This is a genomic window from Candidatus Manganitrophaceae bacterium, assembly GCA_012960925.1.
Taxonomy (GTDB): domain Bacteria; phylum Nitrospirota; class Nitrospiria; order SBBL01; family JAADHI01; genus DUAG01.
The window spans coordinates 50,001-76,189 of sequence record DUAG01000030.1; the positions used below are offsets into that span (position 1 = coordinate 50,001).

Consider the following 26,189-nt stretch of genomic DNA (forward strand, 5'->3'; position numbering starts at 1 on the left):
ATGCCAACGGTCCCCACCACTCAGGCTGAATCTGAGGCGGTGAGGGAACGGGTCTTCTCCAACCCGCTCTATGTCGGATCTCTCGTTTCGTCTGATGCCACGGCCGCCGCCATTATTATCGATGTTCAGGATAAAGAAGCGGCTCTCAAGAGTCGCGAGATTGCCGGGGAAGATCTGGATGAACCTTTAAGTGATTCGGCAATTCATGAAAGACTCCAAGGCATTATTGAGCGGGAGGAAGATGCCGACACCCGTATCCATCTCGGCGGTTTACCTATTTCGCTCGCCTACCTGGAGAAAGATACCTTTCTGATGAACCAATGGGTCTTTCCGGTCGCTTTCGCCCTGATAATGCTCATCCACTACCTCTCCTTCAGGACATTTCAGGGGATGCTGATTCCCTCCTTCACCGCGATCCTGAGTGTCATCTGGGCAATGGGGCTGATCAGCCTGGTGGGGATGAAACTCGACCTTTGGACCAAGGGGCTCACCCCGATTTTGATCGTGGCGATGGCGGCAGGGCACTCCGTCCAGATTCTTCGCCGCTTTTATGAAGAACTTGATTATGCCATCGGAATGGATATCCCGATCCCGGCCCAAAGGGCGGCGGCCGTCGCGGCAACATCGAAGATGGCCCCAGTTGTCCTGACGGCCGGTCTCGTCGCCGCGGCGAGTTTTGCTTCGTTAATCACTTTTGAATTGGCAGCCTTTCGTTCCTTCGGACTCATGACGGCCTTCGGCGTCGTCAGCGCCCTCCTCCTTGAAATGACCTTCGTCCCGGCCCTTCGCTCCTTGATCCCCCCGCCGAGTGGAGACGAGTTGGAGACCGTCCTTCGGAAAGGGCTATCCGACCGACTTCTTTCCATGTTCGGACGCTGGGCACACGGCCCGGAACAACGTTGGGTCCTGGTTGGAGGGGTCTTGATGCTTCTCATCCCCTTCATATTCGTTGGCCGGATCGATTTTGCAAACAGCCTTCGTGGTCTTTTCTTTGAGGGGACCACACTCCGCAAGGACGATCAGGTACTGAATCAGAAGTTCGGGGGGACGTCGACCTTAAATATCCTCGTGACCACACCCTCCTCAGGTGGTCTGAAGGAACCCGCGGTCATGCGGGCCATAGAAGGGCTTCAAATCCGGCTTAAAGAAAATCCTTTAGTGGGACGCACTGAATCCTACGTTGATTATGTAAAGCGGATGCGACGTTCCTTTTATGGCGATGATCCAAAGGCGGAACAGGTCCCTGAAAGCCGGGAAGAGGCCGCACAATTTCTCTTCCTTTATTCGGTCTCCGGAAGCCCGGAAGACTTTAAACGGATGGCCGATGTTTCATTTCAGAAAGCCGTCATCACCACCTTTTTAAAATCGGATTCAACACAACTCGGTCAGGAGCTGATCAAGACAATTGATCAATACAAGGTAGAGCATTTTCCGCCGGACGTGACCCTGTCGCTGGCCGGAACGGTTCCGGTTACCCTTGCCCTCAATGAGGTTGTGATCCACGGAAAACTTCTCAATATCGCCCAGATGATTACAATTTGTTTTATCCTCGTTTCTTTGATTTTTCGTTCCTTCGTTGCCGGTCTGATCGTCCTGGTTCCTCTGGTCATTGCCGTCCTTTGGAATTTTGGATTCATGGGTCTGGTCGGAATCCCTCTCGGGATATCCACTGCCGCCGTTTCCGCCATGGCCGTCGGGATGGGGGCCGACTATTCCATTTACATTCTCTACCGTCTGCGGGAAGAACTCTCGATGAACCGACATCTGGAGAAGGTTCTGGATGTCACCTTGAGATCGGCTGGCAAGGCCATTCTTCTGATCGCGATCGCATTTGCCGCCGGCACAGCACTGGTCGCCTTTCCCGGTTACTACCTCCACATGGAAGGCATCCTCATGCCCATCGCGATGCTGACCAGCGCCTTTTCCGCCGTCATCCTCCTCCCCGCCATCATCATGACCTTTCGGCCCCGATTTATCTTCAAGGTCATCCCAAGCGAATGGATTGAACTCTACACAAGGCCAGAGTCACAAAAGTTCAACGTCGAAGGCGACATGATTAGAAAACCCCGGGGGGAGTAAAACTAACGCAAGCCATGGGAAACAGCCGGTTGACAAGTTCGATAAACTCATTGTACTTTTCAGGAAATTCTGATTAAGGAGGATGGTTCTCGTGAAGCCATAACCCGCTATTTTTAAGATTTTCAACGCAGAAACGGGACATTTTAGCCCTGAAAAAATAATTCATGACTTATTAAGAGCTTCCCTAAGAACCTTAATCTAATCGTAAAGGAGATATAAATGGCGAGTACGAGTTCGTTTGATGTTGTTTCCAAGGTTGATATTCAGGAAGTGAAGAATGCGGTCGAAACAACGACCAAAGAACTTCGGCAGCGTTTTGATTTAAAGGGTACAAAGAGTGAGGTCAAGCTGGAGAATGAAAAAGTACTCATTATCTCATCTTCAGATGAATTCAAACTCAAGGCCGTAAACGATATCCTCCAATCAAAACTACTCAAACGCGGGATCTCTCTCAAGGCTCTGGTCTATGAAAAAATTGAACAGGCCCTTGGCGGAACGGCCCGCCAGAAGATCACGCTTCAACAAGGCATCTCCCAGGAGAAGGCAAAGGCCGTTGGAAAGGCGATTCGGGACAGTAAATTGAAGGTTCAGTCCCAAATCCAGGGAGAGCACCTTCGCGTCTCCGGAAAGAGCAAGGACGACCTTCAGGAGGTCATGGCTCTCCTGAAGTCAAAGGATTTCGACATTGACCTGCAGTTTGAAAACTATCGATAAATGCCAAGAAGTGGGGCAGAGAAGTCTATTAGGAACAATCAGGATGAAACAGGTTTCGACTGATCCCAGTCGGAAAGGAACTTTGCAAGCCCCGCATCGGTCAGAGGGTGTTTAAAGAGTTTTTGAATGACCGAAAACGGCATCGTGGCCACATCCGCACCAAGCTGGGCGGCTTCGATAATGTGGACCGGGTTTCGTATACTGGCAACCAATATCTCAGTCTTGAATGCGTAGTTTGTGTATATGGTGACGATCTGCTGAATGAGGTCCATCCCGACCTGCGCGATATCATCGAGTCGGCCAATAAAGGGGCTGCAGTAGCTGGCACCCGCCTTGGCGGCAAGAAGAGCCTGGGCGGCCGAAAAAACAAGTGTGACATTGACCCGGACGCCCTCTTTCACGAAACGGCGGGTGGCCTTCAAGCCCTCCGGCGTCATGGGGACCTTCACAACAATATTTTGATGAATCTTCGAGAGGTCCATCCCTTCCGTAAACATCCCCTCTTCATCGGTAGCAACAACCTCCGCAGAGATCGGACCATCTACAATCTGAGTAATTTCTTTGATCAAACCTTTGAAATCCCGCTTTTCTCTCGCAACCAAAGAAGGGTTTGTCGTGACTCCATCGATCAACCCTAAGGAAACGGCTTCTTTAATCTCATTAATATTCGCGGTATCTAAAAAAAACTTCATAGCAGACCTTTCTTACGGGGTTGGATGATTTTCCGGTTCAATTTTTTTAAGCTTGCCTTCCTTAATTTCACTAATCTTTTTTCTCAGTTCATCCGAGAGCGGGTCGTGCGGGTTGAGTTGGACCAATCGCTCCCAGGTCTTCGCGGCCCCTGCACCATCCTCTTTATCATTGAGTAATATAATTCCCATATTGTAGAGCGCGATTTCATGATTCGGATGCGCCTGGATCACATGGTCCAGCTCCACGATTGCCTTGTCCGAATCTCCCATATGGCGATATGTCGAAGCGAGGTCTGTTCGGATGTGAGGATTGTCCGGATCAACCTCAAGTGCCCTAAGATAGAAGACCTGAGCCTTCTCAAAACGCTGAATATCGAAATTTGCATTGGCCATAAAGATAAGGGCCTCGACATCTTTTGGATCTTTATCCAGCTTCTTTTTAAAACCTTCCAGTTTCTCCATGAATGAAGTGCCGCCCCGTGGGGGAGCATGCGGTGCAACGGGAGCAAACTGGACTGGAGATGGAGAAACAGCGGGAGGGACAGGAAGGGCGGAAAGCCCCTCCCTCACCTCGACCACGTGCTCACTCTTTTGGCAGGCCATCAGAAGAACGGAAACAAGAATGAAGAACACCTTTTTGGAAAGAAATTCGAAAGACATAGTCAGGGATTTTAACGGATAGGATGGTGGGTGTCAACCAAAGGAACGACCCGGCTTCAAGCAGACATCATGTCGGGCTTGAACCACCATTAAAAAAGCCCCCCGACGTATCATCGGGAGGCTTTTTTAATGTGTGTTAAGTGAATTACAGCTTAACGACATTCGATGCCTGAGCACCTTTGGGACCCTGGGTGATTTCGAACTCAACCTCCTGGCCTTCATCGAGCGATTTAAAGCCATCATCCTGAATGGCTGAAAAATGAACGAAGACATCCTCGCCATCTTCCTGCGAGATGAATCCGAAACCCTTGCTGCCGTTAAACCATTTCACTGTACCTTTTGGCATGCTACTTTTCTCCTTTTATTTATATGTTGCTTTACTTCAGTCTTCTAAGGTATCAAAAAAAAACCGCAGGACAATGTGTAAAAGTCTCTGCGGTAATCCGTACCTCCTAAACTCAATGAAACAAAGCCAAGATCACCGTATCAAGAAATTAGAGACAAGTCAAGCCCAATTAATAGGGAGGATAATCAACGCAGTATGATGATGACAAGATAGACAATCCAGCCGAATACACAGACCCGGAGCGACTGCTGGATGCTTTGGTATTGGAATGTATGGCGGACGGCAATCACCATTGCCCCAAACATCCAGAGAGACGCGCCAACAGCCACAATCGCCGAGGTCGCCGGGGGAAAGCCCAGGAGACGAACAAGGCCGGGGGAACTGGCAAATCCGGTCGTTCGCAATAAAGGAAGAATGCTCTTGTGTCTTGCCTGACCCGGAAAAACCTTCATCCCGATAATATATATAATGATTACCGAAAGTGTCCATGCAATCAAGAAGGTGATCGTTCCTGGAAGTATATTTTCAGAATGCCCACCACTCCCCCCGACCCCGACCGAAAGACTTGAAAGAGCCACCAGCAGGATACTCTGGGCGAGGGGTGCGGGATCTGAAGCCAGCTCTTCATAGACCGCGTCCTCAAGTTGCAGTGCGCGGAGAATACGATTCAGGAACAAGTTCTCTCTCTACCTTTTTTACAGGGGTTTCTCAATTCTGGGATTCACCCAGCTTTTTACAGAGTGCCTTATGATAGAAAGACTCGGGATACGAATCCGAGTCGATCTGGATCCATCTTCTTCTCAATGTAGAAAGAGGATCTCTCACCGTATCAAGAACATGACCTTTATGATTAAAATCACTGCTTTCCAGAACAGCCTTCATCTTGTCCGGGCAGTTAATTTCAAGTGCTGTGACGGTATAGGCATAGTCCTCATATCCGCCCATCAGAAACATCTTCTCTTTGCGAACGGCAAGAAGAAGATCTTTTCCTTTCTGCGACTTTGGAACCACCTTAATGAGCACCTGAAGGATCTTTTTAGGCGTCGTTTTCATATTCTCCTGATCATAATAATGCAGGAACAGGTCGTCTTTCACAAAAAGGGTCCATTCCCTCGCGTAAGCTTTTGCGCTGAAGCCAAGGATCAGGCTCAACAAAAGAATTGAATTGATCAGGTTCCTTCTCACTGCTTAACATCCCTCTCTTATAGTTTCGCTTCACTCACACACCTAAATCCGGCTGAGATCGACTTCGTCTGCTTCATCAAAGAAATCCGGTTGTAGGTCTGAAATGAAATCCCGCACTTATAAAAACTACAATCAAAAAAAGATCCGCCACGCAAGACCTTCAAGGTTTCCCCGAAGTTTGGATGGGGAACCTTGTTCCCCGGATAAGGAAGAAACCAGTCCGAGGTCCACTGAAAAACATTTCCTGCCATGTCAAAAACACCGTAAGGACTCACACCTTCAGGAAGCGCATTGACCGGCGTCGTATCCTTGAATCCTTCTGGGGTAACATTGGCCCGCTTTTTCAAATACTTCTTCCCCCATGGGAACATCCTCCCGTCTATCCCCCGCGCGGCCTTCTCCCATTCCGCCTCGGTTGGCAGACGTTTCCCTTCCCACCTGCAATAGTCATCGGCATCGAACCAACTCACAAATGTAACCGGATGATTGAGTTTGGACAAAGGAGGCGTCGGACCGAACCAATGCGGCGGAGGCATGCGACCGTCTGCATCGACAAACTGTTTATAATGCGCATTGGTCACATGATACTGGTCGATATAGTAAGAGGCCAGCGTGACGGTATGCCGCGGGCCGAGACTCTTTTTTGAAAAGTCTTCGCCCATGATAAATTCTCCGGCCGGGATGAGAACCATAAGTTGCGCAATGACCTCCTGCCTCTTAAGCGGCCTTTCCCCCTCATGGGAAACACGGACAAATCGATTGAAATAGGTCTCCAGCCCCAAGCGGTGGCCAACATTGTGTAACTTATGACAATTGACACACCACGGGCCGCGTGAGTCATCAATCTGGTGCCGGAAAGGACCCTTGTGGCAAACCGCGCATTCCTCCCTTGCAGACGGATCAACTTGCTTCTGAGGAAGCATCTCACCGGATAACCCTTGGAGGGAAGCAAGGCAGAGACCAACCGCAAGGACCGATAAAAATAACAGCCTTCGATCAATCTTCATAGGAGGGAATGATAGCATATTCGGGAAGCGTTGTAACTATTCAGCACACCCCTCTTTTTCTTCATGGCGGCGTTACTGTGGTACTCGAATCCTCACGTAGAGACACCTACGTTGCGGTTCTGTGTTCCTCGCGTCTTGCCCTGATGCAAAATAGTGGCACGCTGAACAGTTACTAAAATTTTTGAAGAAATGGTTCATTATCGGGTGAGACTGGGGCGATCTGTTCGAGTCGGGGAGTAGCTCTCTTTCAAACCACTTCAGGTTCTGAGTGGCCAAGGTTTTTCTCCGGAGAAATCCGATCCCGGACCAATTGCTTGATCTCTTTGGATTCTGGAAAACGTCCACGTTCTTTTCGGGACCAGAGCACCACGCCGTCAACCTGAATCTCGAAAGCCCCGCCGCTTGCAGGACACAAGGCAACCTCTCCCAGTTCAGTCTCGAAAGTTGTCAGTAGCTCCTGAGCCAACCAGGCCGCCCGTAATAACCAACGGCACTGCGTACAATAAGAAATCTCTACACGCGGTTTATTTTCCATCCGGGCACCCCCTTAAAAATGGACGTTGATCAAAGGGAGCCACTTTAGTCCTTTAGGGTTATTTCCGGCATAATTGATCAGGCCGATCTGAACACCATAAAGCACTTCAGCATAGTTCACCAGACCAATCTGAATACCGCTCAAGTGTTTCGTCCTGTTCGACACCGAAATCGCCAGACCGGTGATTTTCTGCTCGACACGAATCAGAAGGCCGATTTCGATTCCATTGACCCGATCACCCAAGAGAACACCGCCAATCGCGATTCCGGCCAAATCTTTTACCACAACACCCGCCCCGACAAAGATTCCCGCCAAATTGCCGCCCCATACCGCATAGGGACCAAGCGCCAGACCGGTGATTCCTTCTTTTGAAAATTCCCCGGAGAAATTAATCGATATTCCCTTGAATAGACGTGATGCCGGTGCAAACGAACTTGAAATACCGTCCACTCCATCATCGTGTTTACCATAAAGCGCATCTGAATCAAATAGAGGATTTCCAAGGCTCAGGCTAAGACCGTTCATCACTCTCCCGACTGAGCCGATGTCATTCAATTTCAAACTGGCGCCTTCTGTAGAGAGCCCCATGAAGGCAGAGACATCATTGACAACTAACAGGCCCAGCAGAATCGCTAAAAAGGCGACTTTCTTGATATCAATACTCCTATTTTATTGTAAACCCAGTAAGGCCATTATAAGACAATAAAAAAGGGATTGAAATCCTAATTCGGTTAGATTTTGTGGAAATGAGGGCGGATCAGATGAAATTTCGAAATGAGGTGAGTAAACTCGCTTTACTCGGCTCCGCTGGCAGGGCCTTATTCGTAGTATAAAAGATCATAATTTACTTTTTTTGGCGTCCCCATGGGGATTTGAACCCCAGTTACCGCCGTGAAAGGGCGGTGTCCTAGGCCTGGCTAGACGATGGGGACGAACAAATAACCGGGCCGATATTATCGGAGATAACGTAATGATGTCAAGTATTTTTAAACTTTTTGTCCTATCGATCACACATTGACAGAACGAAATCAATCAGTTATCATCCCACACGTCACCATCCTTGGACATGAGGAAAAGCCTATGACACTCAGTGAACTGGCCTCTCGGGAGATCAAGTCAACTTCCCCTGCCACGACAATACTCAAGGTCGCAGAGGAAATGCGTCTCTGGAAAATTGGCTCCCTCTTTATCGAGGAAAACGGACGGTATATCGGCATCGTGACAGACAGTGACCTGAGCCGAAAGGTTTTAACAAAAAAAATACCTTATGACATGCCTGCTCGCGACATCATGCACTCACCCATCCTGGAAATTGACATTGAAAAGTCCATGGTCGAAGCAAACCACCTGATGCATTTAAATGGGATCAGACATCTGGCGATTTCGGAAGAAGGCAGAATCATCGGCCTAGTTTCGGTTCGAGACATTGTCCAGCACTTTTATTCTGATCAAAACAGTACTTTGAATAAAATGGAAGATATCTACAATCCACTGTCCGTCCTGACCCGACGGCACATCCAGTCGATCAGTGGATCTGCCTCATGCCGAGAAGCGGCTCAAAAGATGACCGGAAGCAAGATAGGCTCTCTTCTGGTCTCTGAGGGCAGACAGTATAGCGGAATTGTCACCGAAACAGATCTGACACGAAAAATCATCGGATTCAACCTCTCGGCATCGGATATCCCCGTCGGGGCAATCATGAACACGCCGATTGTCGATATCGACATCTCTCGTTCGGTTCTGGAAGCAACAGAGAAGATGGCCCTTCAGGGAATTCGCCATCTTGCCGTCAGAGAGGAAAAAGAAATCGTTGGAATACTCTCTATCCGGGATCTGATTGGAATGATTTCCATCCGGGACCTTCCAAGATTTTCATCTAAAAAAGACTGATCTTTTCGGTTCAGGACCGGAGTTTTCCCTTATTCCGACTCAATCACTCCCTGAAATTGGCCCTCCTTACAAATATGTCCGGATAGAGGACAGATCGAGATCTCCTCTTCACCTTCCTTTTTCGGCATCAGAGAAGACTGCCACTCCCTGAAGCGAAGCGACACAATTTGATAGGATTCATCATCATCCACCTTGACCGCCCCCCCGCCTGGGGTCGTTTCAACCAGTTTTAATTGTGTTTTTAACGCTACGGATCTCTCAGGCCCTGTCATTTTCGATGCAGAATAATCGATGAATTTTCTTAAAGAACAAGTCCGGTCACCGGGAATCGGCGCAAGCGGGTCATTATAAAACTTCTGGAGGGTCTCCACACCCTTTGAGTGGTCAGGTCGGACAAGATGAAGGTGGGTCATTCGATAAACCTCTCCTTTTACAGACTTTCCTTTTAATTTGAATCCGGGCTTTTCTCCCTGTGGATGAAACAATTCCAAGGTCTCTTCCCTTGCCACACCCAGACAAGACTCATATTCAGACAAATCTGCTGCGGAGAGAAAGGCTTCGATCTCTTCAGTGGTTACCAAGGGTATCTCTGCGGGGAGAAAAAGTGCCGGGGGAGCGGGTTGACGCAACACGCTCAGGTCCGTCATCTCCTGTCCGACGGGCACCGATCCTTCATGCACCTGCTGCACATTTTCAAAAAGACCGGCTTTCTCATTCAGCACCACTATTTTTTTTTCAAAGAGCACATCCGGGAGCGATCTTTCTATCGCCGCCATGATCATCTTCTGCGGTCCGATCACAACTATCTGCTCGATGCCCCGGACCGAGTCAAGCGCCTTCAGAACATATAAAAAAAGAGGACGACCCTCCAACGGAAAAAGCACTCTGGGAACCTCTCCCCCTTGCGCACCCTCCCGACTTCCCCTGAACAAAACAAAAGCATCCATTATCACTGTCCTAAAAATTTAGAGTTATTCTTTTTGAAGACAACATCATACTATGAATGAAATTACATTTCCACCGATTTTGTCCCATCGTGAATAGGCTTGGTTCCGGACAATCTTTATGTTATATAAGTTTCTCTATCTATTGTGATATCCACGAGTAGGACACCCTTGGTTAATTTCTGGAATACCCTTCCCCGGCCCATCGTTGGCCTTGCACCGATGGACGGCGTGACCGATGCCAGTTTCAGACGCATTGCAGCGACCTACGGAAAGCCGGATCTCACCATTACGGAGTTTGCCTCTGTAGAAGGAATCTGCCATGGCGCAGAGAGTGAACTCCGGCAATTACTCTACAGTGAAATCGAACGCCCCGTCATTGCTCAGATTTACGGCGCAGAACCGGAGGCTTTTTTTTATGTTGCCCAGCTCATCTGCGAATTGGGCTTTGATGGAATTGATATTAACATGGGGTGTCCCGCAAAAAAGGTTTCCGCGAGAGGATGCGGGGCGGGACTTATTAAGGACCCTCCTCGTGCCAGGGCAATCCTTCAGGAGACCCGCAGAGGAATCGCCGCATGGGCCGATGGGGGCCCTCTTTCTATTCTAAAACGTCACCCAAAAGTAGCCGATTGGTACGCCCACTTTCGCCTGAACAAGATGGGTGCATTTTATGCGCAACGGGATCCTCTCTCCCCCCGCCTTCCCCTCCCCGTCTCACTCAAAACAAGGCTGGGCATTGATCAGGTTGTCATTCGGGAATGGGTCCAACATCTCCTTGAGGAAAGCCCCGCCGCAATATCGATTCATGGTCGGACGCTGATGCAAAGGTACCGGGGAGACGCCGATTGGGACGCAATCTCAGAAGCGGTCGAGACGGCCCATGGCTCGGGCACGCTGATCATGGGGAATGGCGATATCCTCTCATTGAACGACGCAGTTTTTAAGATCCGTCAGTCGGGCGTCGATGGCGTTCTCATCGGGCGCGCCGCTCTGGGAAATCCGTGGATTTTTCGGAATATAGAAGAACTCCGGCGGAGGTTCAATACAACAGATCTGGACGCAGACCAAGAGACAAGCCTCATGTCATCCGATACTCCGGTCTCCCTGGAGGAAAGGTTTGGTATTGCCCTTGAACATGCGAAAATTTTCCAGAAAACTTGTGGCGTCTCTCGATTTGTCGGCTTGAGAAAACACCTGGGCTGGTACTGCCGGGGATTTCCAGGTGCACGGAGCCTGCGCGCAAAGATCGTTCGCGTCAACAGCCTGGAGGATATCGAAACCCTTCTCAGTCCCTTCCTCAGAAAAAAATTGATCTGTGCCGACGCGATTCTAGGATGAGAGCCGGTCCGCGTATTGTTCTGGCCTCCACCTCCATTCGCAGAAAAGAAATTCTGGCCCTCCTTGGCATTCCTTTCAAGAGTGTGGACCCCGACTTTGAAGAACATTGGAATCCTGCATATTCTGCAAAAGAAGATGCCATTTCATTTGCGACAGGAAAAGCCGAGTCGGTAAAACCCGCTTTTCCAGACAGCATTGTCATCGGCAGCGATACACTCATTGAAGATGCAAACGGAAAGATTGGAAAACCCTCAGGCCCGGAGGACGCCAAAAAAATTCTGCACCGATTGCAGGGTGGGCAACACCATATCTGGACCGCGATTTCCCTGATCGATACGCGTGATCAGACGACGGAGATCTCCGTGGAGCGGATCGATATCCAAATGTGCCGTATCGATCAGGATGAGATAGACCACTATGTCGCAACAGAAGAAGCTCTGGACAAAGCAGGGGCCTACTCCATACAGGGAAAAGGCCGACAATTCATTCAGAGACTTCAGGGGGATTATCTTGCCGCAGTCGGACTTCCCCTCCGTTCCATTGCCGATTTTCTACGCCACAGAGACATTCCTTTCACTCTGGATATTGAAGGCCTCTACCGCGAGAAAAGCTTCCTGAACTGGAAAGAATTTTCATAGTATGTGCTATATTGGCTGCATGTAATGGTTCAGCATGACCAGATTTTACTTCAGGGCAAGGCGCGAGGAACTGAGAACCGTAGCGTATGGTTTATACGTGAGTATTCGAGTACCACAGTAGCGCGGCCATGGAGGGAAGGATGGTTAAACTGAATCGTTAGAAGATAGGAGGGACAACACACCCCTCCAAGTCCCTGTATAAACAGGGGCGTCCCCTGGTTCGGCGCTCGGCGAGCCGCTTTCAGGGGTGGGCAGGGCTTGGGCCCTGCCATCATGTTTCCGCGCCGGTGAAAGGAGGTGGTCCAGTGGGCAGTATGAATCCTACGGCATGTGAGGTGGCGACGCCCTGACAGGACAGTCACACAGCACGAAAAGTGACGCTTGGGGGCGACGAACCCCAGCGCCGCCAAGGCCCGGAAGCGCGGATGCTGTAGCCGCTCTAAGATCAATCGGTCTGCTTCCGGGTTTTTTATTCCACAGTGGGACAGCACCATTTTATATTCTTTGTCGGAGGAAGCCGTCATGTCTGAAAAAAAAGAGGATAAGAAAAAAGAAGGGAGCTTCCGTATTCCGCTCCGTCTTGTTCCGAATGATGCAGAAGAAATTGCCAAGGAAATGCAAGAGATCTTCGACGAAGATAAAGTTGTACACCGGCAAGGGGGGGCAGAACCGGAACGGGATTAGGGAAAGTTCGGGGTTAGATGATTCTTTGGCCGAAGATATAACTTGAGACAACCGAGACCAGCGGCCAGACAATCTTCTGCATCAATCCCAGCGGATCAAGAAAAACCAGGAAGACAATAACGAGCATCCCATAAGGCTCTATCCGTCTGATCAGGCGCGATTGCCGCTCAGGGAGAAGCCCCACAAGTACCCGCCCGCCGTCGAGCGGTGGAACAGGAATCAGGTTAAATATCATCAAAACCACATTGATCGAAACAGAAAAACGGAGCATCAGCATCAGAGGAAACAGGATATAGCTCAGCATATCTCCCGAGCTGGGAATAAGGGAACCTCGGCTGAATAACATTGGATCAACCATCAAGATCAGCCGATAGAGGATGCCGCTGACGACGGCCAGGAATAAGTTCATGCCCGGTCCGGCCGCCGCGACCCAGGCCATGTCTTCCTTGGGACGACGGAGATTATTGGGGTTCACCGGAACAGGCTTAGCATATCCAAAAATAAAACCCGTTGTCATCAGCATCATCAAGGGAATAAGAACTGTTCCGAACAGGTCGATGTGGGCAAGCGGATTCAGGGTGATCCGGCCAAGCATCCTTGCCGTGCCGTCTCCCTTTTTATCCGCAACCCAAGCGTGGGCGGCCTCATGAAGCGTCACCGCAAAGATCAGCGGAAGGGCCATTATTGCAATCTGTTGTATCTTGTCATTCATTGCGCTGAAACCTCCGATCCGACCTGGATGAGAACTTCATCTGGATTCACGCGATCCCCCTCCTTCACATATATTTCCTCCACCACGCCCGCGACGGCTGTGTGAACCTCGCTTTGCATCTTCATTGCCTCAATCACCAGGACCACCTGTCCCGCCTTTACCTTGTCGCCAATGCGAACCTTTACTGCGACAACAGACCCCGGCATAGGGGTTGTCACATCTCTATCATCAGTGACCTTTGGCCGGGTCGAGCGGCCACCCACCTGAGAGGCGATTCTTCCTTCCTCACTCTGAACCACCTCATGCTGAGACTCAACCAGAACCTCTTCCAGTTGTCCATCAATGTAGATAAAATAGGGCCGACCTCCCTCTCCCGGATGCCCCATCCCTCCAACCTTCACATGGAAGGTCTCACCGTGAACCTTCACGTTAAATTCGCTGGGTGCAATCAGAGGTGCGGGCTCTCTTGTGCCAACATCCGCAAGGGCCGACTCCTTCTCAGCAACTTTTTCAGCCCTCTTATTAGGATTATCTCTTTTTGCGAAAAAGTCAAGCGCTACCTTGGGAAACAGGGTATAGGTCAGTAGATCTTCCATACTTTTTGCCGCGGATTTATTCTCTTTTCGAAGCCGCAACCGGGACTGCTCCAACTCAGGTTCGATCAGATCAGCAGGTCGGCAGGTGACAAGTTCTTCCTCGCCAATGCCTTTTTTCTGGATCTCGGCATTGATCGGGCCGGAAGGCCTCCCATAAAGCCCTCTGAGATAATTTTTGGTTTCCGTTGTAATGACCTTGTATCTCTCTCCTGTCAGAACATTGAGCGTCGCCTGCGTTCCTACAATTTGGCTGGAAGGCGTAACCAGAGGGGGAAAACCAAAATCTTCCCGTACCTTGGGAACCTCTTCAAGAACTTCCGTCATACGGTCAAGGGCCTGTTGCTCCGAAAGCTGCAGGGCGAGGTTAGAGGTCATGCCCCCGGGGATTTGATAAACCAGCACGCGCGGATCCACCCCGGTATAGTCTGATTCAAATGCTTTATATTTCTTCCGAACCTCCTTAAAATAATCTGAGATTTCCGTGAGAAGATCCATATTCAGGTTGGGGTCGTATCGACTCCCTTTGAGGATGTTCACAATCGTTTCAACCGGCGGATGTGATGTTCCGGATGCCATTGAAGAAATCGCCGTATCAATGATATCGACTCCGGCTTCAATCGCCTTGACATAGGTCGAGACAGCCATGGCACTGGTATCATGGCTATGAAGGTGAATCGGGACAGAGACAGCCTCTTTCAACTTACTGACCAAATCATAAGCGGCATATGGAGAGAGAAGCCCCGCCATATCCTTGATACAGATCGCATCAGAACCCATGTCCTCCAAACGTTTTGCCAGGTCAACAAAGAGGTCATTATTATGGAAGCGACTCAGGGTATAGCAAAACGAACCCTCAACCTTACCCCCGTACTTGAGTGTTGCCTTGAAGGCCATCTTGAGGTTTCTCAAATCATTGAGCGCATCAAAAATTCTCAGGATGTCAATACCGTTCGAGATGGACCGATCCACAAAACGCTCCACCACATCATCCGCGTAATGGCGATACCCAACTAGATTCTGTCCACGAAGCAACATCTGAAATGGGGTCTTCGGCATTACTTTTTTTAATTTTCGAAGTCGCTCCCAAGGGTCTTCTCTCAGGTAACGGATCGCAGCATCGAAGGTCGCACCGCCCCACATCTCGATCGCTGCGTATCCGACTTTATCAATCTTTGCCGCAATCGGGAGCATATCTTCTATCCGAAGCCGAGTCGCGAGAAGTGATTGATGCGCGTCCCGGAGAGTCGTATCCATAATCCGGATCGGGGTCGAATCTGACTTACTCTTTTTTTCTGATGTTAATTTCGGCACTCTGTGACTCCTTTATCGTTCTATTCGTAAAAGCATCATGTTGTCATCACGCGGCATAACGAGAAATCTTAAGAAGCTCCCTCATTTAGCAGACTACTTCCTTTGCGTTTTCTTTGCCTTCTCTTTATTCAGTGGTCGGGCCTCTCTCCTGGAATGTGCGGCAATCACTGCGGCAATCGCGATAACCTTATCCATCCCATTCTCCGCCGACGCAATATTTAACTTTTCAAGATGTGTCTCGATATAGGAGGTGTCGAACCGACCCTCCTCAAAATCAGGATCCTGCATGACCTGCTTCAGAAAAGGAATAGTGGTCTTCACCCCCCGGATCACATACTCATCCAGGGCACGGTGCATCCGTTGAACCGCGCCGGACCAACTCATTGCCCGTACGGTTACCTTTGCAAGAAGTGAATCATAATATGGCGGAACAACATATCCCTTATAAATATTCCCATCAATTCGAATTCCAAATCCTCCCGGAGAATAGTAAGACGTGATCTTACCCGGGGTCGGGGCAAACTGATGCTGAGGGTCTTCGGCATTGATCCGGCACTCGATCGCGTACCCGCGCAAGAAAATCTCATCCTGCAACTGCGTGAGGCGCTGTCCGTCGGCCGCACGAATCATCTCCTTGACAATGTCAATCCCGGTGACCTCTTCTGTGACAGTATGTTCGACCTGGATACGGGTATTCATCTCCAAAAAATAGAAGTTCCGGCCTGCATCCACTAAAAATTCGACCGTCCCAGCACTGTCATAACCAACGGCTTGCGCCGCCCGAACAGCCGCCCTCCCCATCTCCTCCCGAAGCGCTTCATCAAGCAAGAGAGAGGGCGCAATCTCGATTAACTTTTGATGCCTCCTTTGAATAGAACAATCCCGTTCGCCTAAATGGGTCACATTGCCATGCTTGTCTGCTAGAATCTGAATTTCGATATGGTGGGGGGAAAGGAGATATTTTTCCATAAATATAGCATCTTTCCCAAAGGCAATCTTCGCCTCTGAGCGGACAATCTGGAAAAACTTCTTTAACTCCTCCCTATTATGGCAAATACGAAGACCTCTTCCCCCACCACCTGCAGAGGCCTTTAACATTACAGGATAACCAATTTCATCCGCAAACCCCTCCGCGTCTTCGAGGGATTGTATCGACTCCATCAGCCCGGGAACGATGGGAACCCCAGCTTTCTTCATGATCATCCGCGCAGAAATTTTGTCTCCCATCATTCGGATCGCCTTTGGCGACGGCCCGATAAAGGTCAGATTATTGTCCTCGCATGCCTGTGCAAATTCCGCATTTTCCGCGAGGAAGCCATAGCCCGGATGGATGGCGTCTGCCCCTTTTTGTTTGGCCAGATCAATAATCCGGTAAATATTAAGATACCCTTCAATCGGGCCCGGACCCACCAGGCAGGCCTCATCAGCATTCTTCACAAAAAGGGTTGCGGCATCGACCTCGGAATGAATGGCCAGAGTCCGGATTGAAAGTTCTTTACATGCCCGAATAATCCGCAGAGCGATCTCTCCGCGGTTTGCAATCAAAACCTTTTTAAACATCTTCTTTCCCTAATTAACCTAATTTAATTCACCTGTAAAAACCGCTTATTCTTGATCTCAATAAAGAATGGCTTCTTAATCATATCCCCCTCCCGGACCTCGTAAATATACCCTGAAACAGCGGGAAAGTTGGTCATCGTGGAAATACTTTCTCTAATCTCTTCAGGGCTTAAAGCCCCCTCCTGAAGCGCAGTAAGAATAATGCGCACTGCGTCGAAGGCCTGAGCGGCAAACACATCCGGATTCTGGTGATATTTTTTCTGATATTCATGAACAAATCTCTGGGTCAAGGGGTCCGGACTGTCCTTAAAGAAACCGTCAACAAAAACACCCCCTCCCGCGTAGGGACCCACAAGTTTCAAAAATTCAGGAGAGTTCCATCCTCTCTCCCCCAAAAGGGTCACCCCCTCAAAACCATGAAAAATAAGCTGAGGGACAATCAGTCCTGTAATTCGGGCATCCCCCGGAAGAAAGATGGCATCTAGCCCCGGTATGTACAGGGTCTCTTCCCGCGTTTCCGGTACTTCCCCCTCCTCCAGTTCTCCCTCTTTTGTTTCTACAAGCTCTTCTACAACCTCAATAACACCATGCCTGGACAAATCTGCTTTTTTCAGACGCAGGATGGCTCGTGAGAAATCCGAGTTGTTCATCGGGTACGATTCAGCGTGGACCACCTCTCCGCCGAGTTCAGTCACAGCCTTTGAAAAACAGCTCACCCATTGCTCCCCCGTTCGCTCGTCCGGAAAAAAGACACCGAAATATCGCAACGACATATGAACAACGGCATACTCGGCGATCGCGCGGCAAAGAAAACGGTTGGTCACCGCATTTCTAAAAACATACTTCCCCAAGGAGGTCATTCGGCGTGCGGTTGCCGCCGGGGTAATCAGGGCCACGCCTGCCCTCTCGACGATCGGCGCGACACGACTGACCTCTCTACTGAGGAGTGGACCGATCACGGCAATCGGTCGATACTCCTCCAACCAGTCTTCGATGACCGCCTGAAAGGGATCACGAATACCTCTCGATCCATCAGGAGGGATCCGCTCATTCAAGTCTTTCACAACCAAGCCGACCGAGGCCCCCGGCAATTCCTCCTGAAAGAAATGGAGCGCCAACTCTGTTCCGTTCAAGGCGGTCTTTCCAAACGGAGCCAGCTTTCCGGAAAGGGGAAGAATGACGCCAATTAAAAAACGATTTAATTTAATCTTATCCTTCAAGTCATCAAGAAGATCCCGGGCACGGGGTGCAAACGGGTGCGTCGGAAACAACGAGACAAATCGTTTAATCTCTCTCCCGCCACGATAGTAATCCCCCCTCCCCCCATATAGCGCAATGAGGCGGATCATTCCCACATCTGCCGGGAACTTCGGTTTAAATTTATTTATTATATGATAAAGTGCGTCTTCATCCAGTTTATTCTGAACAATCGCTTTCACCTCTCCCCGGACAACATCATTGGCGAGGGGGTCACGAACAAGGACTGTCTTCTCCATGAGAACGAGGAGCGCGCTGAGATAATCCTCGCGTTCTAGATACGCCCTGGCCAGTTTTTCATAGACCAGTGATTTTGAGCCTTCTTCCCCCGGAATATCATTCCAGAATGAAAAGACCTCCTTGAATGCCTCCATATCAAAATAAATATCGCTCAACATCAGACGGACCTGTCCAGCTCTTGACTCATTCGAAAACTGGTCCAGGAAGGTTTTGAGAACTTCAATAGATCTTTTTAGTTCTTCCGTCCTGGAATAGATAGAGCTCAGTAAGAGATAGACATCCGGTAAAAGAGTGCTATTTGGATATTTAAATAAAAATTCCTCCAAAGATGAATGGGCTTCTTCGTTGTTACCTTGATCGAAATATGATCCTGCCTGGTCAAAAAGATGCTGCTCTTCAGATAAAACGACACCCGTGCGATTTTGAACCGTCAGAATTTCAAACAAGGGAGAGGGAAGGGATAAATTTTGAACCAATTGGAGCGCCGACCCGCCCGCAGGGAAAAAAAGTACTAGCACCATGAAGAATAAAATAAGGGATAAACATCTTCTCAAACAAAATCTCCAATGTCTATGGGTAGAACGTCAATCAAAGTATGAGCGGAGAACGGAGATCTTATCTTATCCCCTTGGGCGGGCCAGGCTCTTTTCGGACAGAAATCACTAAAATCGTTACAGTATTTAAAGGTATACGCAGTATGTGAATACTAAAAGAAATGATTCTCCTTGTCAAGAATGCCCTGTTCAGATAAAATTACCCGATGGAATCATTGATCGACCATTTCTTAAACCACCTCAGCATCGAAAAGGGACTTTCTTCCAATACCCTGACAGCATACCATCGGGATCTTCGCAAGTTTTCCTCTTTTCTCATAAAGCAGTATCATCCCGCTTCACCCGACAGAAAGGCACCGATCGATATCACAAGGATCAACCGGAAAGAGCTTATGGCCTTCCTCTCCGAGTTGAGGGCACAGTCGCTCTCGCCCGCATCCGTCACGCGAATTATCTCGACGCTGAGAACATTTTTCAAGTTTCTCATCCGGGAGGAACTTCTCTTTCATGACCCGACGGCGCAAATCCGGACCCCGAGAAAAAGCTTCCGTCTCCCAAAAACCCTCCATTTCTCAGAGGTGGAATCCCTCCTGAACATTCCAAAAGGGGATGCTCCTTACGCGATGCGAAATGACACCATGATTGAGTTACTCTACGCAACCGGATTGCGCGTCTCAGAGCTTCTGCAACTTCCTGTGGATAGCGTCAATATGGAATCGGGCTACTTACTGGCACGAGGAAAAGGATCGAAGGAACGCATTGTTCCCATTGGACAATGCGCTCTGAGAAAACTCGAAACCTATCTCTTTGTTGTCCGCCCCAAACTCCTGAAAGGAAGGGCCTCGAAGATACTTTTCCTCAACCGTTCCGGAAAAGGGATGAGCCGTCAGACCTTTTGGAAGCAACTCGCCGCCATCGCGCTTAAGGCCGGCATTCAAAAACCGATCAGCCCCCACATGCTCCGACATTCCTTCGCAAGCCACCTGCTGGAGGGAGGTGCCGACCTCCGGTCGATTCAAATGATGCTGGGTCACGCGGATATTTCAACCACGCAAATTTATACGCATGTCGCTAAAGAGAGATTAAAGAAAGTCCATCAGGAAAGTCATCCAAGGGGATAAACCGAGGTTTCTCATTCCGCGAACGTGGAATGAGAAAGCACTAATCATACTGGAGTAACGCGGTCACAGGAACATCTTTCAGGCGCTCCCGCCCCTTCAGTCCGACCAGTTCGATTACAAAAACCGCGCCAACAATCTCCCCGTCCAGGCGTTTCACAAGCCTAGCTGTCGCGGCAACGGTTCCCCCGGTCGCCAGGAGGTCATCTACAATCAAGACCCTCTCCCCTGCTGAAATAGCATCTTCATGAATACACAAGCGGTCGGAGCCATACTCGAGTTGATAGGCCTCATCGATCTTATCCGCCGGGAGCTTTCCGGGTTTGCGTACAGGGATAAATCCGGCGTTGAGCCGCTCGGACAATGGCGCACCAAAGATAAAACCGCGTGCTTCTATTGAAACGATCTTATCAACCTGCTTATCGAGAAACGGCGCGGCAAGCCGGGTAATCACATCACGAAAGGCAAGCGGGTCTTTTAAGAGGGTCGTAATATCATAAAAAAGGATCCCTTCCTTAGGGAAATTAGGCACTTCACGTATTTTAGATTTTAAATCCACTAAAGTATTTCTTCAGAGGTGATGGTCTTTTCGGCTAGGATACCGCGCAACTTCCGAAGGGCGGCCGATTCGATCTGGCGAACACGCTCACGGGTCAGCCCGAAGTCCTTCCCGATTTGTTGCAGGGTATAGGTTTCATCCCCTTCCAGTCCAAACCGCATGATAATCACCCGGCGTTCGTTGTCATTGAGCGTTTCCATGCATTCCAGAATGTTTTCTCTCCGGCGAACCCCTTCGGCCCGGCTCATGGGGGAAACCTGTTTGGTATCTTCAATAATATCTCTCAGCGAGGTCTCCTGATTCACGGAAATCGGACTGTCCAGAGAGTAGGTCTTCTTGAGAAGCTGTTGAATATGGGCGATGTCGCCTTCTGTGATATTCATCTTCCGAGAAATCTCAGCATGTGCCGGTTCTCGTCCCAATTCCTGAACAAAGTCTTCAAGATGCCCCAGGTATTGATTCACACGTTCAACAACATGCACCGGAAGACGAATCAATTTTCCCTGATTGATAATGGCCCGTTCAATAGCCTGCCTGATCCACCAGGAAGCATAGGTTGAAAATCGAAATCCCTTGGTGTGATCATATTTTTCGACTGCCTTGATCAGACCGATATTTCCTTCTTCAATCACATCCGAGAAGGGAAGGCCACGGTTCATATATCGCTTTCCGATGCTGACAACCAGGCGAAGATTTGATTCGATCATGCGCTGCCTCGCGGACTCATCCCCTTCCGCGATCTTCTTGGCAAGCATCACCTCTTCCTCAGAGTTCAGAAGGTTTGAACGGCGGATATTTCTCAGATAGACTTTTACGGCATCCGGCGGAGGTTCATAAGGATCTTCTTCTTCCTCCTCCGCTTCGGCCACGGGCTCAGGCCCCATTCCCGGCAGTGGGACTTCAAGGTCTTTCGCCGTGGTTTCGGTTGCGTCCTGCTCGCTACCTTCCTTATCTTCCTTTACCCAATCGTCATCAATTTTTTTTCGTCTTCTTCCCATCTCGCCCTAACATTACAGTAAGGTATATAACTTCGTTAAAAAGTGATTGAAAAATCACTGAACCGGGAAGACGGATCCCCCCAGGAGACATCCACCCCCTCAACGCTTGATCGAGGTGGCCCCTTCCTCAGATTGAGGATCAGATCCTCAATCTTCATACCTTCTCCCTCGACTTCGATCTCAACCCGCCCATCGGAAAGATTCCGTGTAAAACCATGCAGGCTTCTGGAAAGCGCCTGATCCTGCGTGAAATTTCGAAATCCTACCCCCTGGACGACTCCGCTGACAAAGATGTGAGCGGATTTCTTTCTACTTTCCTTCTTTTGTGACTCCAGAATGTTCAAGCCTTTACTGACAGAAATAATGGTCGGGGCGAGAGGATTTGAACCTCCGACCCCACCGTCCCGAACGGTGTGCGCTACCGGGCTGCGCTACGCCCCGACAAAAGTGATTAAACTGTCCGTAATCCGAAGGCCTTTGCCACACCGGGATGAACGATTTCCCCTTGATGCGTATTCACACCCAGAGAAAATGGAATATCTGTTTCTGTTGCCCGCTTTAAACCCAAAAGCGCGAGTTTTTGTACATATGGAAATGTCTCATTCGCCAGGGCGAAGGTTGCCGTTCTCGGCACGGCACCCGGAATATTTGTAACACAGTAGTGCACCACATCTTTTACGGTATAGATCGGATCAGAATGCGAGGTTGGACGCGATGTCTCAAAACACCCCCCCTGATCGATGGCGACATCGACCACGACCGCGCCCTTTTCCATCTTCGAAATCATCCGGCGTGTAACCAGATGAGGGGCCTTGTCTCCCACTCTCGATACCGCACCGATCACCAGACAACTCTTTTTAACCTGATCCGCGATTTCATCCGGATACGACGGTAGGGTCACCACCCGGCCTCTGAAAAAATCATCCAGGCGGGAGCGACAAGAAGAACTTTCATCAATGACCGTCACCTCCGCGCCCAGGGCGAGGGCAACCTGGGCCGCGCTTCGACCCACCACGCCGCCGCCAATGACGCACACCTTTCCCTTGGAGACTCCAGCAATGCTGGTCAGCAGAAGCCCCATGCCGCCCTTTGTCTTCTGGAGATAATGCGCACCGGCCAAGACCGCCATTCGGCCCGCAATTTCACTCATCGGTCTCAGAAGCGGTCTTGAGCCATCCGCCAGTTCAATTGTTTCGTAAGCAATGGCGGTGACCTTTCCCGTGATTAAGACCTCCATCAGGGCTTTGTTTGCTGCCAAATGGAGATAAGTGAACAGTATTTGGCCCGGATGAAAAAAGTCTCCCTCTTCCGGGAGAGGCTCCTTCACCTTGACGATCAATTCAGACTGCTCAAAGAGCGATTTTTTGGACTTGAGAATCCGCGCCTTCGCCTTACGGTAGGCGGCATCGGGAAAACCACTTCCCACACCGGCTCCGGATTCCACAAAGACCTGATGCCGCTGCCGCGTCAGTATGCCGACCCCCGCAGGAGTGAGACTGACCCGGAACTCCTGATCCTTGATCTCTTTCGGCACACCAATCTTCATAATAATTGAACGGAGGGTAACAGATTTTCATGATAAAAGTCAACGGAATGGGAGGACATAGCAGGCTGTTAAAAAAGTATGTGTTTGTGCCGTAAGTCGTCATCTCCCGTAGATGAGAATCCATAAGAACTTGATCTTAAACATGCTGGATTTCAGATAAAATAATCGGGAATGACAGGTTACAAGTTTTACAACATCCTAATAGAGGGCTTCTTAAAATCTGTTCTCGGAACCTTGGTTAGGTTTCTCGTACTTCACCACGGATTCCATCACGGATCGGTCGGGACGCCAGCCGCCGACAAGGTAGATCGCTTGGTCGATGATGGCCACGCCCATGGCGGCGCGCGCCTCCGGCATGGGGGAAAGTTCGGTCCAGTTCTTTCGGGCAAAATCGTAGACGGCCCCGTGGGTGCCGATTCCAACTTCTTCTCTGAATCCGCCCATAGTGTAAAGTTTGCCGTCCACACAAGAGACGCCTTGACCCGCAGAAGGCCAGAGAAGCGTCTCGTCGGCACGCTGCCATTCTTTCTTTTTCGGATCGAAGATTTCGATCCTGTCATATTCGTGGAAACCCTGAGGTGTGGCGGCAACACCGCCCATGACCCAGAGCTGGTCCCGGACAGACACGGCAGAAGCCGCAAAACGGGGGGTCGGCAAAGCCGGCATCTCTTCCCATTCATCCGACTTGAAGTCCCAGCGTTCCGTAAAGCCAAAAGCGGGATCGGTCTGCGGTCCGCCTTCTGTGGCATCGGGATGGTGGCCGCCGATGATATAGACTTGTCCATCAACAAGGGCGCAGGCAGGATAGTCATGCGGCGCAAGCAGGTCCGGCCCGGTCTCCCAGCGGTCTTCCTTCGGGAAATAGGTTTCAACCGTTTTCAGAAACCGGAACCTGCCGTCAGGCTTCCGGAAGCCCCCTCCCATCACAATAATCGCGTCCCCCGACGCAACGGCCAATGCGCCGGAGCGCATCGTCGGCATCGGACAAAGCGAAGACCACTGGTCTTCTCCCGGATCATAAACCTCAGAAAAGTCCAGGCTCTTAAAACCAGGCCCTCCACCCCCAAAGGAATAAATCTTCCCCCCATAAGCCGCAACAGCCGGATGAGATCGCGGAGAATTTAAAGGAGAACAAGCATGCCACATCCTAATGATCCTTAATAAGGTTTTATGGTTACCGAAACGCTCAAACGGAGGGTAAGGGTTTCAGAGTGCTTAGATAAAGCTTCAGGGCAAGGCACGAGGAGCGAAGAACCGCAATGTACCCAAGGGTACATGAGGATTCGAGCACCACAGCAACGCAACCATGGAGCCTTAGATCAGCGCTCTGGAACCCTTACCGGGTGATGGCCCCTTCGGAGGCTGAGAGTACGTGCCTCGCATACTTCGCCATAACACCCGATTTATAGCGCGCCGGCGGGGCCTTCCATCCCTTTAACCTCTCCTTCAGTTCCGCATCTGTTAATACGACCTCCAACTTCCGGGCATTGATATCAAAAGTGATGGTATCGCCATCCCGCAGGGCGGCAATGGGTCCACCCACCTGGGCCTCCGGGGCTACGTGACCGGCCATCAGTCCACGCGTTGCCCCCGAAAAACGGCCATCGGTCAAGAGGGCAACCGAATCTCCCAGACCCGCACCGACGATGGCGGCGGTTACGCCGAGCATCTCCCGCATACCTGGCCCCCCTTTCGGACCTTCGTAGCGAATGACCACCACGTCGCCCGTCTTGATCACATTGGATTGGACCGCGGCAAAAGCCGCCTCTTCACAATCAAAGAGACGCGCCGGTCCCGTATGTTCCATCCGCTCATGGCCCGCAACCTTGATCACGCAGCCCTCCGGAGCCAGATTCCCTTTTAAAATTACCAGCCCGCCGGTTTCCTTAATCGGGTTGGAGAGCGGTCGCACCACATCCTGTCCGGCAGTCTCCTCGGCTGTCTTCGCCTCTTCGCCAATGGTCTTTCCCGTCACGGTCATCTCATCCGGATGGAGAACGGCAGCCTCCAGGAGGCGTTTCGCAATCAGTCGGATTCCACCAGCATGATGCATATCAGCCGCGACATAGCGCCCACCCGGTTTCAAATCGGCCAACAGAGGGGTTTTTCGGCTGATCCGGTCAAAGTCATCAATCACCAGGGGGATCTCCATCTCTCTGGCGATTGCGAGAAAGTGGAGGACGGCATTGGTCGACCCACCTGTCATCGCCACGGACGCGATGGCGTTTTCCAGGGAGTTCCTGGTAATGACATCGCTCGGTCGGATATTGTTTCGCAGTGCGACCATCACCAACTTCCCCGCCTCGAAGGCAACCTGGTCCTTTTCGGGATCTTCAGCCGGAACGCTGCCGCTCCCCATGAAAGACATTCCAAGTATCTCGATCGCCGTGGCCATCGTATTGGCCGTGAACTGCCCGCCACAGGCCCCCGCGCCGGGGCAGGCTTTATTTTCCAGATCAGTCAGATCGGCTTCGCTCATCTTCCCCTTCGCCACCGAACCCACCGCCTCAAAGACATCCTGTATCGTCACATCATGTCCCTGAAAAGATCCTGGTGCAATCGAGCCGCCGTAGAGCATCAACGAAGGAAGGTTCAGACGGGCAAGGGCCATGACCGTTCCCGGAATCGTCTTATCACATCCGGACAGGGCAACGACCCCGTCAAAGAGGTGCCCCCTCGCAACCAGTTCAATGGAATCGGCAATCACTTCACGGCTGACCAGGGAGGCCTTCATCCCCTCTGTTCCCATCGTCACGCCATCAGAGACTGCAATGGTATTATACTCCATCGGGGTTCCGCCTGCCGCGCGGATACCCTCTTTTACTTTGGCCGAGAGACGTCTGAGATGGTAGTTGCAGGGCATCGTCTCGATCCAGGTATTTGCAACACCAATGATGGGCTTTCTCAAATCATCGTCGCTAAAACCGATCCCCTTCATCATCGCCCGTGCCGGGGCGCGATCGACGCCTGCCATGATGATGCGGCTGTTTTCTCTTAGATCACGTTCCATTGCATTACTCCTT

The 26,189-nt window shown here is 50.4% G+C and carries 25 protein-coding genes and 2 tRNA genes (1 of these 27 only partly in view); 6 read left to right on the forward strand and 21 right to left on the reverse strand.

The genetic code is table 11. The features are described 5' to 3' along the window. Both EYQ01_03930 and EYQ01_03935 read left to right on the forward strand, forming a co-directional pair. A protein-coding gene (locus tag EYQ01_03930; GenBank protein ID HIE64955.1) for a hypothetical protein crosses the window boundary here: on the forward strand, window positions 1-2,079 show its 3' portion. The gene continues 384 nt to the left of window position 1, outside the view; 2,079 of the gene's 2,463 nt are visible here — the last part of the coding sequence; its start codon lies off the left edge, out of view; the stop codon is at window positions 2,077-2,079. 219 nt (window positions 2,080-2,298) lie between these two features. Further along, window positions 2,299-2,793, forward strand: a complete 495-nt coding sequence (locus tag EYQ01_03935) for a YajQ family cyclic di-GMP-binding protein (GenBank protein ID HIE64956.1) — start codon at window positions 2,299-2,301, stop codon at window positions 2,791-2,793. 38 nt (window positions 2,794-2,831) lie between these two features. Here EYQ01_03935 and fsa read toward each other — a convergent pair whose 3' ends face one another. The 9 genes from fsa to EYQ01_03980 all read right to left on the reverse strand — a co-directional run bounded on the left by fsa (window position 2,832) and on the right by EYQ01_03980 (window position 8,150). Next, window positions 2,832-3,485 (reverse strand): fructose-6-phosphate aldolase, encoded by a 654-nt coding sequence (fsa, locus tag EYQ01_03940; GenBank protein HIE64957.1) that lies wholly within the window; start codon window positions 3,483-3,485, stop codon window positions 2,832-2,834. 12 nt (window positions 3,486-3,497) lie between these two features. Continuing rightward, window positions 3,498-4,145, reverse strand: coding sequence for a tetratricopeptide repeat protein (locus EYQ01_03945; protein ID HIE64958.1), 648 nt, complete (start codon window positions 4,143-4,145; stop codon window positions 3,498-3,500). 145 nt (window positions 4,146-4,290) lie between these two features. Then, window positions 4,291-4,491 (reverse strand): cold-shock protein, encoded by a 201-nt coding sequence (locus tag EYQ01_03950; GenBank protein HIE64959.1) that lies wholly within the window; start codon window positions 4,489-4,491, stop codon window positions 4,291-4,293. Between the two features lie 185 nt (window positions 4,492-4,676). Then, window positions 4,677-5,168, reverse strand: coding sequence for a hypothetical protein (locus EYQ01_03955; protein HIE64960.1), 492 nt, complete (start codon window positions 5,166-5,168; stop codon window positions 4,677-4,679). 31 nt (window positions 5,169-5,199) lie between these two features. Then, window positions 5,200-5,676 (reverse strand): hypothetical protein, encoded by a 477-nt coding sequence (locus tag EYQ01_03960; protein ID HIE64961.1) that lies wholly within the window; start codon window positions 5,674-5,676, stop codon window positions 5,200-5,202. A 17-nt stretch (window positions 5,677-5,693) separates the two neighbouring features. Continuing rightward, the gene (locus EYQ01_03965) at window positions 5,694-6,701 is read right to left on the reverse strand and encodes a hypothetical protein (GenBank protein ID HIE64962.1); all 1,008 of its coding nucleotides are present in this window, start codon (window positions 6,699-6,701) and stop codon (window positions 5,694-5,696) included. 229 nt (window positions 6,702-6,930) lie between these two features. Beyond that, the gene (locus EYQ01_03970; protein ID HIE64963.1) at window positions 6,931-7,218 is read right to left on the reverse strand and encodes a SelT/SelW/SelH family protein; all 288 of its coding nucleotides are present in this window, start codon (window positions 7,216-7,218) and stop codon (window positions 6,931-6,933) included. A 12-nt stretch (window positions 7,219-7,230) separates the two neighbouring features. Then, the gene (locus EYQ01_03975) at window positions 7,231-7,743 is read right to left on the reverse strand and encodes a hypothetical protein (GenBank protein HIE64964.1); all 513 of its coding nucleotides are present in this window, start codon (window positions 7,741-7,743) and stop codon (window positions 7,231-7,233) included. A 329-nt stretch (window positions 7,744-8,072) separates the two neighbouring features. Further along, a tRNA-Glu gene (locus tag EYQ01_03980) sits at window positions 8,073-8,150 on the reverse strand. 148 nt (window positions 8,151-8,298) lie between these two features. Here EYQ01_03980 and EYQ01_03985 point away from each other — a divergent pair. Next, window positions 8,299-9,108: a CBS domain-containing protein gene (locus EYQ01_03985; protein ID HIE64965.1), complete on the forward strand. Its 810-nt coding sequence runs from the start codon at window positions 8,299-8,301 to the stop codon at window positions 9,106-9,108. Window positions 9,109-9,137: 29 nt separating this feature from the next. Here the strand turns inward: EYQ01_03985 and EYQ01_03990 are convergent, their stop codons facing one another. Beyond that, window positions 9,138-10,055 (reverse strand): hypothetical protein, encoded by a 918-nt coding sequence (locus tag EYQ01_03990; protein HIE64966.1) that lies wholly within the window; start codon window positions 10,053-10,055, stop codon window positions 9,138-9,140. 168 nt (window positions 10,056-10,223) lie between these two features. On the opposite strand from EYQ01_03990, the gene EYQ01_03995 reads away from it, so the two are divergent. Together EYQ01_03995 and maf are read left to right on the forward strand one after the other, a co-directional pair. Beyond that, window positions 10,224-11,393, forward strand: coding sequence for a tRNA-dihydrouridine synthase (locus EYQ01_03995; protein ID HIE64967.1), 1,170 nt, complete (start codon window positions 10,224-10,226; stop codon window positions 11,391-11,393). Beyond that, on the forward strand, window positions 11,390-12,031 hold the full coding sequence (gene maf / locus EYQ01_04000) for a septum formation protein Maf (protein HIE64968.1): 642 nt from the start codon (window positions 11,390-11,392) through the stop codon (window positions 12,029-12,031). Before EYQ01_03995 ends, maf begins: the two co-directional genes overlap by 4 nt. Before the next feature lie 697 nt (window positions 12,032-12,728). On the opposite strand, the gene EYQ01_04005 is transcribed toward maf, so the two are convergent. The 4 genes from EYQ01_04005 to EYQ01_04020 all read right to left on the reverse strand — a co-directional run bounded on the left by EYQ01_04005 (window position 12,729) and on the right by EYQ01_04020 (window position 18,912). Next, entirely contained in the window at window positions 12,729-13,427 is a 699-nt protein-coding gene (locus EYQ01_04005) for a site-2 protease family protein (GenBank protein ID HIE64969.1), read from the reverse strand. Continuing rightward, window positions 13,424-15,277, reverse strand: coding sequence for an oxaloacetate decarboxylase subunit alpha (gene oadA / locus EYQ01_04010; protein ID HIE64970.1), 1,854 nt, complete (start codon window positions 15,275-15,277; stop codon window positions 13,424-13,426). The genes EYQ01_04005 and oadA overlap by 4 nt, the downstream gene beginning before the upstream one ends. A 150-nt stretch (window positions 15,278-15,427) precedes the next feature. After that, window positions 15,428-16,894, reverse strand: a complete 1,467-nt coding sequence (gene accC / locus EYQ01_04015; protein ID HIE64971.1) for an acetyl-CoA carboxylase biotin carboxylase subunit — start codon at window positions 16,892-16,894, stop codon at window positions 15,428-15,430. Between the two features lie 23 nt (window positions 16,895-16,917). Continuing rightward, a complete protein-coding gene (locus EYQ01_04020) occupies window positions 16,918-18,912 on the reverse strand; it encodes a tetratricopeptide repeat protein (GenBank protein HIE64972.1) in 1,995 nt (664 codons plus the stop codon). A gap of 239 nt (window positions 18,913-19,151) precedes the next feature. Here EYQ01_04020 and xerD point away from each other — a divergent pair, with 239 nt between their 5' ends. Continuing rightward, a complete protein-coding gene (xerD, locus tag EYQ01_04025) occupies window positions 19,152-20,066 on the forward strand; it encodes a site-specific tyrosine recombinase XerD (protein HIE64973.1) in 915 nt (304 codons plus the stop codon). 40 nt (window positions 20,067-20,106) lie between these two features. On the opposite strand, the gene EYQ01_04030 is transcribed toward xerD, so the two are convergent. From EYQ01_04030 to ilvD, 7 genes are all read right to left on the reverse strand, one after another. Beyond that, window positions 20,107-20,622, reverse strand: a complete 516-nt coding sequence (locus EYQ01_04030) for an adenine phosphoribosyltransferase (GenBank protein ID HIE64974.1) — start codon at window positions 20,620-20,622, stop codon at window positions 20,107-20,109. Next, complete coding sequence (locus EYQ01_04035; GenBank protein ID HIE64975.1) at window positions 20,622-21,620, reverse strand: sigma-70 family RNA polymerase sigma factor; 999 nt, start codon at window positions 21,618-21,620, stop codon at window positions 20,622-20,624. The genes EYQ01_04030 and EYQ01_04035 overlap by 1 nt, the downstream gene beginning before the upstream one ends. 35 nt (window positions 21,621-21,655) lie before the next feature. Next, entirely contained in the window at window positions 21,656-21,958 is a 303-nt protein-coding gene (locus tag EYQ01_04040; GenBank protein HIE64976.1) for an acylphosphatase, read from the reverse strand. A gap of 26 nt (window positions 21,959-21,984) precedes the next feature. Continuing rightward, window positions 21,985-22,061, reverse strand: a tRNA-Pro gene (locus tag EYQ01_04045). Between the two features lie 10 nt (window positions 22,062-22,071). Further along, window positions 22,072-23,166, reverse strand: a complete 1,095-nt coding sequence (gene ald / locus EYQ01_04050) for an alanine dehydrogenase (GenBank protein ID HIE64977.1) — start codon at window positions 23,164-23,166, stop codon at window positions 22,072-22,074. Between the two features lie 213 nt (window positions 23,167-23,379). Further along, entirely contained in the window at window positions 23,380-24,312 is a 933-nt protein-coding gene (locus tag EYQ01_04055) for a kelch-like protein (protein HIE64978.1), read from the reverse strand. 190 nt (window positions 24,313-24,502) lie between these two features. Next, window positions 24,503-26,176, reverse strand: a complete 1,674-nt coding sequence (ilvD, locus tag EYQ01_04060; GenBank protein ID HIE64979.1) for a dihydroxy-acid dehydratase — start codon at window positions 26,174-26,176, stop codon at window positions 24,503-24,505. Window positions 26,177-26,189 lie beyond the last annotated feature (13 nt).